Origin of the sequence: Amycolatopsis sp. NPDC026612 (assembly GCF_040638285.1) — a bacterium.
Lineage (GTDB): Bacteria > Actinomycetota > Actinomycetes > Mycobacteriales > Pseudonocardiaceae > Amycolatopsis.
Genome location: NZ_JBEZYB010000002.1, coordinates 88,674 through 104,145 on the forward strand (window position 1 = coordinate 88,674; position 15,472 = coordinate 104,145).

Consider the following 15,472-nt stretch of genomic DNA (forward strand, 5'->3'; position numbering starts at 1 on the left):
CCGCACCGCCCGCCTGTGGGGCCCGGTCCGACGGACCGGAGGACTGTCAGAGAGACTGGGGGCCATTGCCCGCCCTCTCGACCTGGAGCCTTTGATGCCACAAGGGACCGTCCGTTGGTTCGACGCCGAACGGGGTTTCGGCTTCCTCGCGCCCGAGGACGGCTCGCCGGACGTGTTCGTGCACGCCTCCGAGATCGTCGAGGACGGCGGCGCGAGAGTGCTCCGCGAGGGTCAGGCCGTCGTGTTCGAGGTCGGCGAGAACGACCGCGGGCCCCAGGCGCTGCGCGTTCGCGTCACCGCCGATGCGGCCACCGGCAGCGCCGTGGGCCTGCTCGGCACCGTCAACTGGTACGAGCCGGGCAAGGGGTACGGCTTCGCGTCGCCGGACGGCGGCGGCGCCGACATCTTCGTGCACAGCTCCGCCATCGTGACCGGCGGCGTGGTCACCGAGGGGCAGCGGGTGGCCTTCCTGATCGTCGAAGGCGAGCGCGGCCCGCAGGCCGAGCACGTGATCCCGCTGGGAGCAGGGGCCGGCTCACCCGCTGCGGCTGGTAGCGCGGACGGTGCCGACGGCACGGTGGCCTGGTACGACGAGGACAAGGGCTTCGGCTTCATCAACCCCGACTCCGGCGCCGGGGACGTCTTCGTTCACGCCCGGGCCCTGGCCGAGGGGCTGACGTGGCTCGCGGAGGGCGACCGCGTCGCCTACGAGGTGGCTAGTGGAGACAAGGGCCCGCAGGCCCGCGACGTGCACCTGGTCCGGGGCGCCGAGCCCCAGACGGCGCCGCAGCGGCCGGCACCTGCCGCGGCCGCAGGGCCGGCGGCGCGGGACGTGCCCGTACGAGGCGGCGAGGGCGTCGTCGCGCGCTACGACGGCGACCGCGGCTTCGGCTTCATCACCCCGGACGCAGGCGGCGACGATCTCTTCGCCCACGCGTCCGTGATCATGGGGTCGGAGCCGCTGCAGAAGGGTGACCGGGTCCGGTACGCGGTGCGTCAGAGCGACCGGGGCCCGCAGGCCGACCGCATCGAACGCCTCTGAAGAGGCGGCCCCACCGATGGCTGATCACTTCCCGACGAGAGTGCTCGTTCATCCCCGTCGACGGAGCTACCGATGTCCCCAACGAGTGAATGGATGCGTTGGACCTGGTCGCAGAGCTCGATCTTCATGAGCCGGCGGACGTTGATCACGGTGCAGGCCAGCGTGAGACCTTGATACCGCGGCGGGTCAGGTAGCGGCGGCAGCGGCGGTAGTCGTAGCCCTTGTCGGCGTGCAGCTTGTCCGGTCGGCATCGTGGCCGGCCCGCCCGGCCGTGGTGGCCGCGCACGGTCGGGTTCGTGTCCAGCAGCGGCTCGAACAGCATGCTGTCGTGGGTGTTTGCCGCCGACACCATGATGTGCAGCGGTAGCCCGTTCGCGTCGCACAGAACGTGGTACTTGGAGCCGGCTTTACCCCGGTCAGTGGGGATGCGGCCGGTCAGCTCGCCCCCTTTTCGACCGCACCGACACCGCGTCGATGCAGCCTCTGGTCCAGTCGAGCTCGTCGATGTTGGACAGCTCGTCGAGCACGAGCTGGTGCAGCCGGTCCCGCACGCCGGCGTCCTGCCACTCACGCAACCGCCGCCACGCGGTGTGCCCGGAACCGCATCCGAGCTGCTCGGGTAGGTCTCGCCAGCGGCAGCCGGTGTCGAGCACGAACAAGATCCCCTCTGGCGCGGCACGGTCATCGATCCGGGGCCGCCCACCCGGACCGCGCGGCGCTGGTCGGGACGGGATCAGGGGTTCGATCAGCTCCCAGAGCCGGTCTTCGACCCGCCGCTGCTGCGTCGTCTTCGCCACGACTGCCCACGATCGACGACCAGGACCGGCAGGTTACGCAGTGACACACCCTTAAGTTTTGAGACCAGGTCTTGAGAGATCGTCCGGACCCACACGGAGAACGGCGGGAACGGCGGGCCGGCCTCATCGGCTGAACCCGGTTCAAGCGCGCTCCACGCCACAAAGCCGGGGCTCGGATCGGCGAGGAACTCCTCGACGATCGGCCCCAGCTCGCTGCACGGCTCGTACTCCGCACCGAAGAGCAATTCGTCGGCGCCCAGGGAAGTAAGGGAAGACTTCAAGGCCCCGGCCTGCTGGTCGTGCCAGACGTAGAACGTCGCCGGCCGCGCAGGCGAGCATCGAGAGACCGCGCGACGGCTTCGAAGGCGGCGACGACGCCCTCGGTCGTCAGCCCGGTCCGGCTCGGCGATGAAATCCAGCAGCACGGACCCATTGTGTCCGGCAGGATCGAACCCATGCGCATCCGGATCCTCGACGCCGACATCACCACGCTCGAAGCCGACGTCGTCGTCAACGCCGCCAACTCCTCGCTGCTCGGCGGCGGCGGGGTCGACGGCGCCATCCACCGCAAGGGTGGCCCCGAGATCCTCGCCGAGTGCCGGAAGCTGCGAGCCGGGCACTACGGCAAGGGCCTGAAGACCGGGCAGGCCGTCGCCACCACCGCCGGGAAGCTGCCCGCGAAGTGGGTCGTGCACACCGTCGGCCCGGTGTGGTCGGCTTCCGAAGACCGCTCCGGGCTCCTCGCGGACTGCCACCGCAACGCCCTGCGGGTGGCGCGGGAGCTGGGCGCCCGGACCGTCGCGTTCCCCGCGATCTCCACCGGCATCTACCGCTGGCCCCTCGAGTCGGCCGCGGAGATCGCGCTCACCACTGTCGCCGAAGCCGAGCCCGGTTCCGTCGAAGAAGTCGTCTTCGCCCTGCGTGGCGAAGCGGCTGTGGCGGCCTTCCGGTCTCGTCACAACTCCCTTGCCTGAACGATCACCGACCGGGCAGGGTGCACGCGTGCCCACCCGCGCCCTGGTCTTCGACTTCGACGGCACGCTCGCCGACACCGAGTCCGCCGTCCTGCAGGCGTGGCAGGAGATGTTCCGCGACCACGGGACCGAGCTGCCGCTGGCGGCCTGGTACGCCGTCATCGGCACCCAGCACACCACACCCGCGATGTTCGCCCTGCTCGCCGAACACGCCCCGGACATCGACCCCGAAGCGCTGCGGCCGGTCACCAAGGCGCGCGTCCACGCACTGCTCGAGACGCTCGGCCCGCGCGAAGGCGTCCGAAGCTACCTGGAGACCGCGAGGGCGCACGGCCTCAAGATGGCCGTCGCCTCCAGTTCGTCCGGGGGCTGGGTGCTCCCGCACCTCGACCGGCTCGGCATCGCCGGGTACTTCGACGCCGTGCTCACCGGCGACCGGCACCGCGCCAAGCCCGCTCCGGACCTCTACCTCGCCGCCCTGGACGCACTCCGGGCCGACGCCGGCGAGACCATCGCCTTCGAAGACACCCCGCACGGCGTCACCTCCGCCAAGGCCGCCGGCCTGACGTGCGTCGCCGTGCCGAACGCGATCACCGAGAGCCTCGACTTCGGGCAGGCGGACGTCGTGCTGCCGTCGTTCACCGCGAAGCCGCTGGAAGCCCTGCTCAGCCGCTGACCAGCGCCAGCAGCCGGTCCAGGAACGGCAGCTGGCCCTTCACCAGTTTCTCCCGCGCGACCGCCACCGGGAACCACGAAACCCGGTCCACCTCGGGAAACTCCTGCTGCCGGCCCGAGCGCGGCGGCCATTCCATCGTGAAGGTCCCGGGCACCACCTCGGCCGGATCGAGGTCGGCCTCGACCGCCCACGCCGTGACGACCTTGCCGCCCGACTGCTTCACCTCGCCCAGCGGCACGTACTCGCCGTCGGGCGCGGGCAAGCCCAGCTCCTCGCGGAACTCGCGCCGCGCCGCCTGCTCGGGCGGTTCGTCCGGCTCCAGCTCGCCCTTGGGCAGCGACCACGCCGCCGCGTCCTTCTTCGCCCAGAACGGCCCGCCCATGTGCCCGAGCAGCACTTCGACGGCGTCGCCCCGCCCGCGGTGGACCAGGAGCCCGGCACTGCGTTTGCCCGCCATCCGGCCAGTCTGCCGAACCCGGCGGTCCGCTCAGTAGCCGCCCTGCGCGGCGGCGAGGTCGGACCGCGCCATGACGTGTTCCATCAGGCTGGTCAGCACCTGCTTCGTCGACTCGCGCTCGCGGGCGTCGCACAGCAGCAGCGGGACGTCCATGCCGACGTCGAGCGCCTGCCGGACCTCCTCGGTGCCGTAGCGGTACGCACCGTCGAAGCAGTTCACGCCGACGACGAACGGCAAGTTGCGGCGTTCGAAGAAGTCCACCGCGGCGAAGCAGCTGTCGAGCCGCCGCGTGTCGGCCAGCACGACGGCGCCGAGCGCGCCTTCGGCCAGCTCGTCCCACATGAACCAGAACCGGTCCTGCCCGGGCGTGCCGAACAGGTAGAGGATCAGGTCCGGGTTGATCGTGATGCGGCCGAAGTCGAGCGCGACCGTCGTGGTGGTCTTCTGCTCGACGCCGGACAGGTCGTCGACACCCTCGGACGCGGTGGTGATGACCTCCTCGGTCCGCAGTGGCGGCACTTCGCTCACCGAACCGACCATCGTGGTCTTGCCGACCCCGAACCCGCCGGCGATGAGTACCTTGACCGCGGTCGCGGTCAGGTTCCGCCGGGGGTCAGAGTTTCCGGATGCCATCAAGGACCGCCTGCAATACGTGTCGGTTGGGGGATTCCTGGGCCGGTGCCGCGGTACGGAACAGCACCAGGTTCTGCTCGATGAGGTCGCTCAGCATCACCTTCACCACGGGCAGCGGGAGGTCGACCCGGGCGGCCACCTCGGCCACCGAGACCGGCCGCTGGCACAGGGCGATGATCCGCGCGTACTCCGGTTCGAGCATGCCCGCTTCGTGCGCGGTGCGCAGGGCGACCACGAGCGTGATGAGGTCGAGCCCGAGCGTGTCCGACCGGGTGCGGCCGCCCGTGACCGCATAGGACCGGACCAGCGGGCCGGCCTCGTCGTCGAACCAGGCTTCGTGCCGTGCGCTCATGGCGAAGTGGGCAGGACGCCGGCGCCGGTCCGCGGGGCCGAGGTGAGTACCTGACCGACCCGCTTCACCATCAGGTTCATCTCGTACGCGACCAGCCCCATGTCCGCGTCCTCGCGGGCCAGCAGGGCGAGGCAGGCGCCCCGCCCGGCCGCCGTCACGAACAGGAACGCGTGATCCATCTCGACCATCGTCTGGCGGACGTTGCCGCCGCCGAAGTGCCGCCCGGTGCCGCGGGCCAAGCTCTGGAACGCCGAAGCCACCGCGGAAAGGTGTTCGGCGTCCTCCTCGGAAAGGTTGCCCGACCTGCCGATGAGCAGGCCGTCCGAGGACAGCACCACCGCCCGGTCCGCCCCGGCGACCCGCTTGACGAGGTCGTCCAGCAGCCAGTCGAGCTCGTGGGCGCCTGAGTTGACCATTACTCGCGCTCTCCGTACCTGTCGTCGTTCTCGGGAAACTCTTCGTCACGGGCCCGGCGGGTGCCCTGCTGGAAGGCGGACAGCCTGCTCCGGGCGGCCTCCGGCGAGTCCAGCCGGACCTCTTCACGTTCCTGTGCGGGCTTGTCTTCCCGCAACTGGGGCACGAGGCTCTGCTGACGTCGCCGCTGGGGCAGCGGCGGGCGGCCGGGTGCCTCCGGGCGGCGCGGCTGCGTCGGACGGCCTTCGGGCGTCGCGGCGCGCGGCTCCTGCGGCGGCCACACCGGCTGCTGCGCGGCCGGGCGCGCCGGCCGCGAGGTGCGGGCGGGCGGTGCGGCCGGCCGGACCGGAACCACCGGCTGGGCCTGGGTCGGCTGGCTCACCGGCTCCGACACGACACCGACCGGAACCGGCGTCGGCACGGACGGCGGCTGCGCCGGCGGGACGGCCACGGGCGGGACGGCCACCGGAGGCACGTCCGCGGGCGGCGGGGTCACGGCCGCGGGAGCGGTCGGCGGCGCCGGCGGGGCGGCCGGCTCGGTGCGGTGCCGGGCCGGGCGGCGCACCGGCCGCTTGAGCGGCGCGACCGCGTCGTTGACCGTGGTCTCCGGCTCGGCCAGGTTCGGCACGAGTTCCGGCTTCGGCGGGGTGATCGGCTGCTCCGGCTCGCTCTCGGCGAGCGGGGCCAGCAGGTCGGTGCGCACCAGGACGATGGCCCGGGTGCCGCCGTAGGCCGATTCCCGCAGGTGCACCTGGATGCCGTGCCGCGCGGCCAGCCGCGCGACCACGAACAGGCCGAGGCGGGGCTCGTCCGACAGCGCCATGATCCCGAAGTCCGGCGGGGCGGCCAGCATCGTGTTGATCTCTTCGGTCTGGTCCGGCTCGAGCCCGAGGCCCTGGTCCTCGACCTCGATCACGACACCCTTGCCGACCACGTTGCCGCGGATCTCGACCCGCGACTGCGGCGGCGAGAACGCCGTCGCGTTGTCGATCAGCTCGGCGAGCAGGTGCACGAGGTCGCCGACGACCGGGCCGCGGACGGCGATCTGCGGCAGCACCGCCGCCTTGACCCTGGCGAAGTCCTCGGTCTCGGCGGACGCGCCGCGGACCAGCTCGGCCAGCCCGACCGGGTTGCGCCACTGACGGCCCGGCTGCCCGCCGCCGAGGATGATGAGGTTCTCGGCGTTCCGGCGGGCACGGGTGGAGAGGTGGTCGAGCTGGAACAGCGTGTCCAGCTGGTCCGGGTCCTCCTGCTTGCGCTCGGCCTGGTCGAGCACCTTCAGCTGGCGGTGCACGATGACCTGGCTGCGGTGGGCGATGTTGAGGAACACCGCCTTGGTGCCCTCCTTGATCTTCGCTTCTTCGATGGCGGCCGCGATGGCCGTCTGCTGCGCCTTGTTGAACGCGTCGGCGACCTGGCCGATCTCGTCGGTGCCGTGGTCGAGGAAGTGGCCGCCCTCTTCGAGGTCGACGGGCTCACCCGCCTGGACGCGGGCGACCAGTTCGGGCAGCCGGACCTCGGCCGCGTCGAGGGTGTCCTCGCGCAGCCGGTGCAGGCGGCCGATGAGCCGGTTCGACAGCCGGACGGCGACGAACACCACGAAGACCGCGAACAGCACGGCGATCACACCGGCGATCAGCGACTCGGTGAACGTCGAGTCGGCGTCGTTGATCGCGGACTGGCTCGCGTTCGAGCTCTGCAGGATGAAGATGCCCATCAGCGCGGTCCCGACCTGGCGGGCGGCGGTGCGCCACTGGTCCTGGGGTACCGGCAGCTTCGACAGGTCGCCGCGCAGGAACGCCGTCTCGACCTGGTTCACGACCTGCCACGGCTGGCTGGCCAGCAACTCGTCGTACTTGGCCTTGACCTCGGGGATCAGCTTCGGCGCCGAAGCGTCGAGCTGGGCGTGGTAGGCGCCGACCTGGCTCACGTAGGCGCGGAAGTCGTCGTTGGTCAGCCCGCCCGCGGCCAGCCCGGCGGCGGCGAGCGCGTCACTGCGCTGCATCGCGTCGGCCGCGGTGAACAGCGGGATGGCGGTCAGCCGGTCGAACGCGTTCTGGGCGCCGCGGGCGTTCTGCGCGAGCCCGGCCACGCCGTCGGTGAACTGGTCGATCATCTTGTTGTAGTAGGCGAAGGCCTGGTTGATCTGCATCTGGCCGCCGTCGATCGCCTGACGGTTCGGTGCCAGCTGCTGGTAGAGGCCGAAGAACGTGGTGATGTTCTTCAGCACGCTCGGCGGGGTGTCGTCGTAGTCCGCGAAGTTGTCCCTGAGGTACTGGATCGTCTTCGCGGCGTTCTCGTCCGTCTTCGGCCGGACGGCCGCCAGCGCGGCGCGCTGGCTGCTCTGGCCCGCGAGGAGGCTCAGAGTGGCCTGGCGCTCCTGCTGCAGCGAGGCGAGGAACGGGATCGACGGTGCCTCGGAGCCACGGATGCGGTTGGTGTAGTCGCGGCCGGTGACGGCGTCGTAGATGAGGTAGCCCGCGAGAGCCACCCCGACGAGCAACAGCGCGACACTGGGGACCAGCGCGATTGTGAGCACGCGCTTCCGAATCGAGGATCCCCGGTTGCGTCGAAGAGAAATCTGCTTCACCTGGGTCCGTTTTCCTTCCGGCAGTACATGGTTTCGGGTCGCCCGAGGCGGTCAACACCCGGATTCCGACCAGCCGGATCAACATCACCGTGGTCTGCTTCGCCCGCGACGACGTTAGGCAGCCCTCCAGGGCGCGTCAAGTCCGTGGCGAGAACGTGATCTTGGAACGGTGATCCGTCCACACTTGCTGCCTGCGCTTGGAAAGTCCACCACCGAAAGTCGTGACGTCGGTCCCAGCGCGACTTCCGTTCCACCGCAGCGGGTGCAGGCTGAACCGCGCCCGGGCCCGGCCGCACCCCCGGGGCGGCCCCGCTACGTACGACAGCACCGATTCGTTCGGTGACAAACATCACGAACTCGCGCCCACGCGGCCGCACCCCCGCTCCATCCGGGCCACGTCGCGGCCGGAAAGCGGAATACGTGTGATTCACGAGCGTCGCCACGGATTCCCCGGAGCGGGAGCCCGAATTCCCGGTATTCCGCAAACGCGCTCGTCCGAACACGGGGCGTGGCCCCGGTACCGGTTCCGGGACGAGGGGGTCCGTCAGCCCGGGAACTCGTCGGCCAGGGTGTTCCAGAACAGCAGTTCGTAGCTCTGGAACAGCCGGGCGCAGCGGTGCGCCTCGCGCTCGTCGAGCCGGCGGGCGTCGAGGCCGGTCTGGATCGCGGCGAGCGCTTGTTCTTCTATTTCCGGAACGTCCGCAGCAAAGAAGTCGAAGAACGCGCACTGCTCGCCGGTGAACCCGTAGTGCTCGCGCATGCCGGCGGCGACGTCCCGGCAGTACCGGCCGAAGGCGGCGAAGTTCGCGAAGATCCCCGCCGCGGTCGCCGCCTGCTCACCGTTCAGCGCGAGCCAGGCGACGTACGCCGGGTAGACCTGGCAGCCGGCGCGTGGCCGTTCCTTCCCATGGTCTGGACCAGTCGCCGCGAGCAGCGCGTCCAGCATCCGGTTCGCCTGCTGCTCGCCCGGCGCGAGGCCGCCGAAGAAGGTGCGCGCGTTCGGCTCGTCGGCCCGGGCGGCCAGCGCGTGGAAGCTCCGCCAGTCGCTGAGCGTGATCAGCTTCTCCTCCGCGGCGAGCGCGGCGAACACCGCGCGCGGTGCCCGGCCGGCGGTGATCAGCGGCACGAGCCGGTTGTCGCCGTCGCGCGGCGCGAGTTCGGCCTGGATCTCTTCGAGCAGCTTGCGCGCCGACCGGGTCATCGGGCCCCCTGATATCCGTCGCCCCTTCGACTCCATTGAAGCGCGGTTACCGCGCGGACGCCCGTGTACACAATGGACAGTCGTGGAGACCTGACCGGGATGTCCGTTTTGCCGGGGACGCTTGACCTGGCCGCGATTCTCTATCCACCCGCGCCGGGAGCCCCTACAGTGTGGCCAACCGCAGTACCGAGGAGGCCAGCGTTGACCACCCCGTCCGTCGCCGAGCAGACCGAAGGCCAGACGATCCCGCGGCTGCTGCACCGCAACGCGGTCGAATATCCGGACCTGCCGGCGATCACCTCGCTCGACATCGAAGGACAGCCGACGCTGACGTGGCGGGAGTTCCGCTCGGCGATCGCCGAGATCTCCCGCGGGCTGGCCGGGCTCGGGCTCGCTCCGCGCGACCGCATGCTGATCATGGCGCCCGGCTGCCCGGACCACATCGTCGCCGACCTCGCCGCGACCCACCTGTCCGCGATCCCGTGCACCGCCTACGCCACCCTCAGCCCGGACCAGATCGGGTTCGTCGCGCGGCACAGCGCGGCACCGGTCGTGGTGCTCGGCGGGGAGACCGAACTGGCGCGCTGGCGCCCGGTGCTCGACGATCTCCCGGCGCTGCGGCACGTCGTCCTGCTGGACGAGACCGCGGTCCCGGCCGGTGACGACCGCTTCCTCTCCTTCGCCGACCTGCGCGCCCGGGGCCGGGAAGCGCTTGCCGCCGACCCCGAGGCGTTCGAACGGTCGTGGCAGGGGATCAAGCCGGACGACCCGCTGTCCATGATCTACACCTCCGGCACCACCGGCGACCCGAAGGGCGTCGTGCTCTCGCACCGCAACGCGATCCACCAGGCGTACGCGGTCACCGAGCTGCACCACCCGCCGATGCACGCGACGAACATCGCGTACCTGCCGCTGGCGCACATCGCCGAACGCGAACTGTCGATCTACCTGCCGATCGTCTGGGCGGGGCACGTGCACACCCTCGCCGACCCGGCGGGCGTCGTCGGGGCGCTCGGCAAGGTGCACCCGCAGAGCTTCTTCGGCGTCCCTCGCGTGTGGGAGAAGATGGTCGCCGGGCTCAAGAACATGCTCGGCGGCGTGCCCGAAGACCGGCGCACCGCGCTCCTGCAGGCGAACGAGCTGCTGCAGCAGGGCTACAAGCTGCGCAGCGCCGGGAAGCCGGTGCCCGAAGAGCTCGCCGAGAAGATCCGGCAGACCGACGAAGCCGCGTTGGCGCCGATCCGCGCGTTGCTGGGGCTCGACAAGGTGCTCGTCGCCTCCAGCGGCGCGGCCGCCATCCCGGTGGAGATCATCTACTTCCTGGCCGGGCTCGGCATCGAGATCTGCGAGGTCTGGGGCCTGTCCGAGACGACCGGCGCGGCGACGTCCAACTCCGGTTCGGACTTCCGCGCGGGGACCGTGGGCAAACCCCTGGACGGCGTCGAGGTGAAGGTCGCCGAGGACGGCGAGCTGCTGGTGCGCGGGCCGATCGTGTTCCTCGGGTACCTCCAGGAGGACGGGACGATCCAGGACGCCACCGACGCCGACGGCTGGTACGCCACCGGCGACATCGGCACGATCGACGAAGACGGCTTCGTGACGATCACCGACCGCAAGAAGGAACTGATCATCACCTCGAGCGGCAAGAACATCGCGCCGACCCGCGTCGAGGGCCTGCTCAAGGAGCACCCGCTGATCGGCCAGGCCGTCGCAATCGGCGACGACCGCCCGTACGTGACGGCGCTGATCGTGCTCGACGACGAGATCGCGCCCGGCTGGGCCGCGGCGAACGGCGTCGAGGCCGCCCCGGAGGACCTCGCCGACCACCCGGCCGTGCGGGCCGAGCTGGAACGCGCGGTCGAGTCGGCCAACAGCAGGCTCGCGCGGATCGAGCAGATCAAGCGCTACCACGTGCTGCCGAAGGCGTGGACGCCCGAAACCGGCGAGCTGACCCCGACGCTCAAGCTCAAGCGCCGGGTCATCAACGACCGGTATTCGGCCGACATCGAAGGCCTGTACCAGGCGACCCGCGACCCCGACCCCGAACCCGCAGGCGCCTGACCTCCCTTCACTCCGGACCGGCACTTTCACGTGAAAGTGACGTGGAGGGGCCGCCTCCGGATCGCTTTCACGTGAAAGTGCCGCTCAGGCGGTCCGGGGCGAGGTCGTCTCCGTCCACTTGCGCAGCCGCGGCGGGACGCGCTTCTCCAGGCCGTAGTTCTCCAGGTGGGCGGAAAAGACCTCGTCGAACGCCTTCTGCACGGTCTCGGTGTCCCACACCGGGCGCTCGAGGATCGGCTGCTTGAGGTACGGCTGGCCCATGATGTGCAGCTGCGGGCCGTTGCACCGGATCATCTGGCCGGTGATGCCGTCGGAGCCGTCGCCGAGCAGGAAGAGCACGACCGGCGCGATCCGCGACGGCGTGCGGTCCGGCGGGCACGCGCGCAGGGAGCGTTCGGACTTCCACACCATCCGCGTGTGCGCGAGCGGGCAGACGGCGTTGACGCGGATCCCGGCGTCCTCGAGGTCGAGGGCCCAGGAGTAGGTCAGGGACGCGACCGCGCCCTTGCTCGCCGCGTACACGCCGAGCTTGCGCTGCCCGAGCGAAGCGCCCGACGAGATGTTGACGATCGAGCCGCCGGTCCCGGCGCCGACCATCGCCTTGATCGCGGCCAGCCCGGTGTTCACCACGCCGAGGACGTTGACCGCGACGAGCTCCCGCGCCTGCTCGGCGTCGTCCTCCCAGGGGAGTGCCTCGTAGTTGAGCCCGGCGTTGTTGACCAGCCCGTCGATGCCGCCGAACTCCTTGACGCACAGGTCGACGATCTCCTGGGCCTCCCCCGCCTCGGCCACGCTGTGCCCGCTGGCCACGGCGTGGCCGCCGTGCGCCCGGATGTTCTCCGCCGTCCGCTCCGCCAGCTCGACGTCGACGTCGTTGACGACCACCGACCCGCCCGCGCGCGCGACGTGCACCGCGAACGCCTCGCCAAGGCCCCGCCCGGCGCCGGTCACCACGACCGCCTTGCCCTGCATCAACCCGTCCATCGTCTTCTCCCCGCTTTGCGGCGCCGACGGCGCGCGGGCCGCCCACCCCGGCCGGCTCTCCGTCCAGTCTTGGCCCATTCGGCCGAACACGGCATCGCCACGACGACGAGCGGCCGCCGTCCTGCGCCGAGCGAGTCCGGTTCGATCAGCCCGGAGGTACTCGCGAGCGGGTCACGAGGGGGTGACTGGCTCGCATTCAGGGGACATCGGCGCGTAACCGGCGTCATACTGTGAGTGCTTCCCAGTGGTCGACCGTGACACCCCCGGCTGGGGTCGTCACCGGAGAGGCACAATGCGACGGTCCAGTTCACTCGATCGGGGGATGGTGGTTACGAGGTGACGACGCGCGCGAGCCCCCGGCTGCGGGCCGTCCTGGCCCACCGCGAGTTCCGCGCGCTGTGGTTCGCCGAGACGCAGTCGATGCTGGGTGACCAGCTGACCATCGTCGCGCTGGCCATCCTCACCTTCGACCGCACCGGATCGCCGCTGCTCTCGGCCGTCGTCTACGCCCTGACGTTCCTGCCCGCGCTCGCCGGCGGGCTCGGGCTGTCCCAGCTGGCCGACCGGTTCCCCCGGCGCGCGGTGCTCGTGACCGGCTCGTTCGCGCAGGCCGTGCTGGTCGGGCTGATGGCCCTCCCCGGAATGCCCATGGGCTGGCTGTTCGCGCTGTTCGTCCTCGCGCGGCTGGCGAACGCGCCCGGCAACGCGGCGCAGAACGCGCTCGGCCGCGAGGTCTTCGCCGACGACGACGTCTACCTGCAGAGCCAGGACCTGCGCGGGATCACGAACAACACCGCGATGCTGGCCGGCCTCGCCGTCGGCGGCCTGCTGGTGACCACGATCGGGACGTCGTGGGCGCTGGCGATCGACGCGCTGACGTTCCTGGTGGCCGCCGTCGCCGTGCGGCTGCTGGTGCTGCGGCGGCCGGCCGCGGGCACCGGCGGCGCCCCGTGGTTCGGCGCCGTCCGGCAGGTTTTCGGCGACGAACGGCTGCGGGTGCTGCTCTACCTGTCCTGGCTCGTCGGCCTGGCGGTGATCCCGGAGGGCCTCGCCGCGCCGCTCGCCGCCCAGCTGCACGCGGGCGACCAGGCGGTCGGCTGGCTGCTGGCCGCCGACCCGCTGGGCTTCGTCGTGGGGACGTTCCTGCTGTCGCGGTTCGTCACGACCGAGCGCCGCCGCAAGCTGCTCGGCGTGCTGGCCGCACTCCCGCTGGCCGCGCTGGCGGCCTTCGCGCTGCGGCCGAACCTGGCGTTCGCGCTGATCCTGCTCGCGCTGGCCGGCGCTACGGGCGCGTACGTCATCACGGTGTCGGCCACGTTCATCACGTGGGTGCCGAACGACATCCGCGGCAGCGCCGGCGGCCTGTACCGGACCGGGCTGCGGGTCGCCCAGGGCGTGGGTGTCGGGGTGGGCGGGCTGGCCGCGCAGGCACTCGGGTCCGCGGACGCGACCATCGCGCTCGCCGGCGCGGTGGGCCTGCTGCTGGCCGTCCCGGTGGCGTTCGCCTGGCGCCGGGTGAGCGGAGCGGCAGCGCAACCGTGGCCGTCATGAGCGGCAGGTGCCACCTCCGGGTGCGGCCAAGATCATGAATGGCATTCGCGGGCGTCGAGGACGACAATTCGCGGATGGTTCACCAGTCGCGGTTGCTCATGGGGCCACCTCCATGTGGGGACAGTCTCGCAGAACCTTTTGCGCCGCGTTCCCGGCAGTTACTCCGGGACCTGGCCGATCCGTTGCTGTGGGATGGTACCCGGTTACGGAATGCGTGAACACTCTGCCAGGTACCGATGAGATTACTCAAGACCGGCACTAGGCCGGAAAGGAGGTGACCAATTGCATCCAGGACCGGACGGGGACCCGGCCGCGCCGGGCGAACCGGGCGGCCCGCCACCGGAGCGGGCGGAAAGCGCCGCGGAACCGGGCGTGACCACCGGTGCGCCCGCGACCACGACCAGTGGTCCACTCGCGACCGCCGGGGTCCGCCATCCGTACTGGCCCGGCAACTGGGCGCTCTGGCGCCGCCGCCCGGTGCAGGTGGCCTTCATGCTGGCGGCCGAAGCGGTCGCGGTCGCGATTCTCGCCGTCTCGTTCGCCCGTTCGCCGATTCCGTCCGGAAACGACTGGGTCAATTTCGCGATACTGGCGGCAGGCGCCACCGTCCACATTCAACTGACCCAGCGGCAGGAAGAACGGCGGCGCAACCGGACCAAAACGGTGCTGATCGACCTCACCGCCGTCTGGACGTTTTCCGCCGCGATGATACTGCCGGTACCGCTCATCCTTTTCGTCATCGCCGTCATCCGGTTGCAGCACTGGTTCATCGCGCGACGGCCCGCCCACAACTTCATATTCTCGTCCATCACCCACGGCCTCGCCGGCGCGCTCGCCCACCTCACGTACACGGCCATCGGACCGCACCTGCTCGGCCGGCCGGGGTGGGGTGACTTCCTCCGCGAGTTCGGCACCATCGTCGTGACCGGGGCCATCTACGAAGCGATCCAGATCGCGTACGTGGGCGGGGTCCTGCTGCTCGGAACCCCCGCGGGGCGCACGGTTCGTAACGTACTGGGCAGTCCGGCCGACAACATGCTCGAAGCGATCACCATCGGCCTCGGCGCGGTGACCGCGATCCTGCTCGCCGCCGTCCCGCCGATGGTGGCGGTGATGGCCGTGGTCACCGTGGTCTTCAATCGCCTCGCGGAACTCGATCAACTCCAGAACGACGTCCGGACGGACCCGAAAACCGGCATTCTCAACATGCGCGGCTGGTCCGAGTCGGCGGAGCGGGCACTCGAACGCACTGCTCGATCGGGTGATCAACTGGCCCTGCTGATGGTCGATCTCGACCACTTCAAGTGGATTAACGACACCTATGGACATCCGGCGGGCGACGACGTCCTCCGCACCGTTGCGCAAACCCTCGACGAAGTGACCAGACCGAGCGACTTGGTCGGCCGTTTCGGCGGTGAGGAATTCCTCGTTCTGCTGCCGGACATCGACGAAGAGGCGACGTGGGACGCCGCCGAACGCATCCGGATCGCCATCGCGAAGCTCCACATCGTGACGACGGACAAGCGCGGCGACCCGGCGACCATCGCCGACCGCACGACGTCGATCGGCGTGGCCCGCCACCCGCGCCACGGCGACACCCTCGAGCGCCTGCTCCAGTCCGCCGACGCCGCCGTCTACCTGGCGAAGGAGAACGGCCGCGACCAGGTCTGCTTCGCCAGGGACAGCCTCACGCCCCCGGCCGAACGGTGAGTTCGACGGGCACCTCGGCGGACGGGCAGC

14 protein-coding genes and 2 pseudogenes are annotated in these 15,472 nt (G+C 70.9%); 7 read left to right on the plus strand and 9 right to left on the minus strand.

Features of this window, described 5'->3' with window-relative positions; all coding sequences use genetic code 11:
- Window positions 1–94: 94 nt before the first annotated feature.
- Window positions 95–292 (plus strand): annotated as a pseudogene (locus AB0F15_RS02690) (cold shock domain-containing protein); the annotation flags it as partial.
- 30 nt (window positions 293–322) lie between these two features.
- On the plus strand, window positions 323–1,042 hold the full coding sequence (locus tag AB0F15_RS02695; RefSeq protein WP_360264749.1) for a cold shock domain-containing protein: 720 nt from the start codon (window positions 323–325) through the stop codon (window positions 1,040–1,042).
- Between the two features lie 172 nt (window positions 1,043–1,214).
- Here the strand turns inward: AB0F15_RS02695 and AB0F15_RS02700 are convergent.
- Together AB0F15_RS02700 and AB0F15_RS02705 are read right to left on the minus strand one after the other, a co-directional pair.
- Window positions 1,215–1,839: pseudogene (locus AB0F15_RS02700) on the minus strand (IS5 family transposase); the annotation flags it as partial.
- Window positions 1,788–2,264 carry a hypothetical protein gene (locus AB0F15_RS02705; RefSeq protein ID WP_360264087.1) on the minus strand — a complete coding sequence of 159 codons (477 nt, stop codon included), beginning with the start codon at window positions 2,262–2,264 and terminating at the stop codon, window positions 1,788–1,790. The gene AB0F15_RS02705 and the pseudogene AB0F15_RS02700, both read right to left, overlap by 52 nt.
- Before the next feature lie 30 nt (window positions 2,265–2,294).
- On the opposite strand from AB0F15_RS02705, the gene AB0F15_RS02710 reads away from it, so the two are divergent.
- Entirely contained in the window at window positions 2,295–2,813 is a 519-nt protein-coding gene (locus AB0F15_RS02710) for an O-acetyl-ADP-ribose deacetylase (RefSeq protein ID WP_360264089.1), read from the plus strand.
- Between the two features lie 28 nt (window positions 2,814–2,841).
- Window positions 2,842–3,489, plus strand: a complete 648-nt coding sequence (locus tag AB0F15_RS02715; RefSeq protein WP_360264091.1) for an HAD family hydrolase — start codon at window positions 2,842–2,844, stop codon at window positions 3,487–3,489.
- Here the strand turns inward: AB0F15_RS02715 and AB0F15_RS02720 are convergent.
- The 6 genes from AB0F15_RS02720 to AB0F15_RS02745 all read right to left on the minus strand — a co-directional run bounded on the left by AB0F15_RS02720 (window position 3,479) and on the right by AB0F15_RS02745 (window position 9,136).
- A complete protein-coding gene (locus AB0F15_RS02720) occupies window positions 3,479–3,946 on the minus strand; it encodes an NUDIX domain-containing protein (protein ID WP_360264093.1) in 468 nt (155 codons plus the stop codon). The two genes, AB0F15_RS02715 and AB0F15_RS02720, sit on opposite strands and share 11 nt — an antisense overlap.
- 30 nt (window positions 3,947–3,976) lie before the next feature.
- Window positions 3,977–4,579 (minus strand): ATP/GTP-binding protein, encoded by a 603-nt coding sequence (locus AB0F15_RS02725; protein WP_004561734.1) that lies wholly within the window; start codon window positions 4,577–4,579, stop codon window positions 3,977–3,979.
- Entirely contained in the window at window positions 4,560–4,931 is a 372-nt protein-coding gene (locus AB0F15_RS02730) for a DUF742 domain-containing protein (protein WP_020640886.1), read from the minus strand. The genes AB0F15_RS02725 and AB0F15_RS02730 overlap by 20 nt, the downstream gene beginning before the upstream one ends.
- On the minus strand, window positions 4,928–5,347 hold the full coding sequence (locus tag AB0F15_RS02735) for a roadblock/LC7 domain-containing protein (RefSeq protein ID WP_013229428.1): 420 nt from the start codon (window positions 5,345–5,347) through the stop codon (window positions 4,928–4,930). Before AB0F15_RS02735 ends, AB0F15_RS02730 begins: the two co-directional genes overlap by 4 nt.
- Window positions 5,347–7,884, minus strand: a complete 2,538-nt coding sequence (locus AB0F15_RS02740; RefSeq protein WP_360264096.1) for a nitrate- and nitrite sensing domain-containing protein — start codon at window positions 7,882–7,884, stop codon at window positions 5,347–5,349. Before AB0F15_RS02740 ends, AB0F15_RS02735 begins: the two co-directional genes overlap by 1 nt.
- A gap of 595 nt (window positions 7,885–8,479) precedes the next feature.
- Entirely contained in the window at window positions 8,480–9,136 is a 657-nt protein-coding gene (locus tag AB0F15_RS02745; RefSeq protein WP_360264099.1) for a transcriptional regulator, read from the minus strand.
- A gap of 201 nt (window positions 9,137–9,337) precedes the next feature.
- Here AB0F15_RS02745 and AB0F15_RS02750 point away from each other — a divergent pair, with 201 nt between their 5' ends.
- Window positions 9,338–11,197 carry an AMP-dependent synthetase/ligase gene (locus AB0F15_RS02750; protein WP_360264101.1) on the plus strand — a complete coding sequence of 620 codons (1,860 nt, stop codon included), beginning with the start codon at window positions 9,338–9,340 and terminating at the stop codon, window positions 11,195–11,197.
- A gap of 84 nt (window positions 11,198–11,281) precedes the next feature.
- On the opposite strand, the gene AB0F15_RS02755 is transcribed toward AB0F15_RS02750, so the two are convergent.
- Window positions 11,282–12,181 carry an SDR family oxidoreductase gene (locus AB0F15_RS02755; protein WP_360264104.1) on the minus strand — a complete coding sequence of 300 codons (900 nt, stop codon included), beginning with the start codon at window positions 12,179–12,181 and terminating at the stop codon, window positions 11,282–11,284.
- A 336-nt stretch (window positions 12,182–12,517) separates the two neighbouring features.
- Here AB0F15_RS02755 and AB0F15_RS02760 point away from each other — a divergent pair, with 336 nt between their 5' ends.
- Window positions 12,518–13,732 (plus strand): MFS transporter, encoded by a 1,215-nt coding sequence (locus AB0F15_RS02760; RefSeq protein WP_360264107.1) that lies wholly within the window; start codon window positions 12,518–12,520, stop codon window positions 13,730–13,732.
- A 282-nt stretch (window positions 13,733–14,014) separates the two neighbouring features.
- A complete protein-coding gene (locus tag AB0F15_RS02765; protein ID WP_360264110.1) occupies window positions 14,015–15,442 on the plus strand; it encodes a GGDEF domain-containing protein in 1,428 nt (475 codons plus the stop codon).
- Window positions 15,443–15,472: the final 30 nt, after the last annotated feature.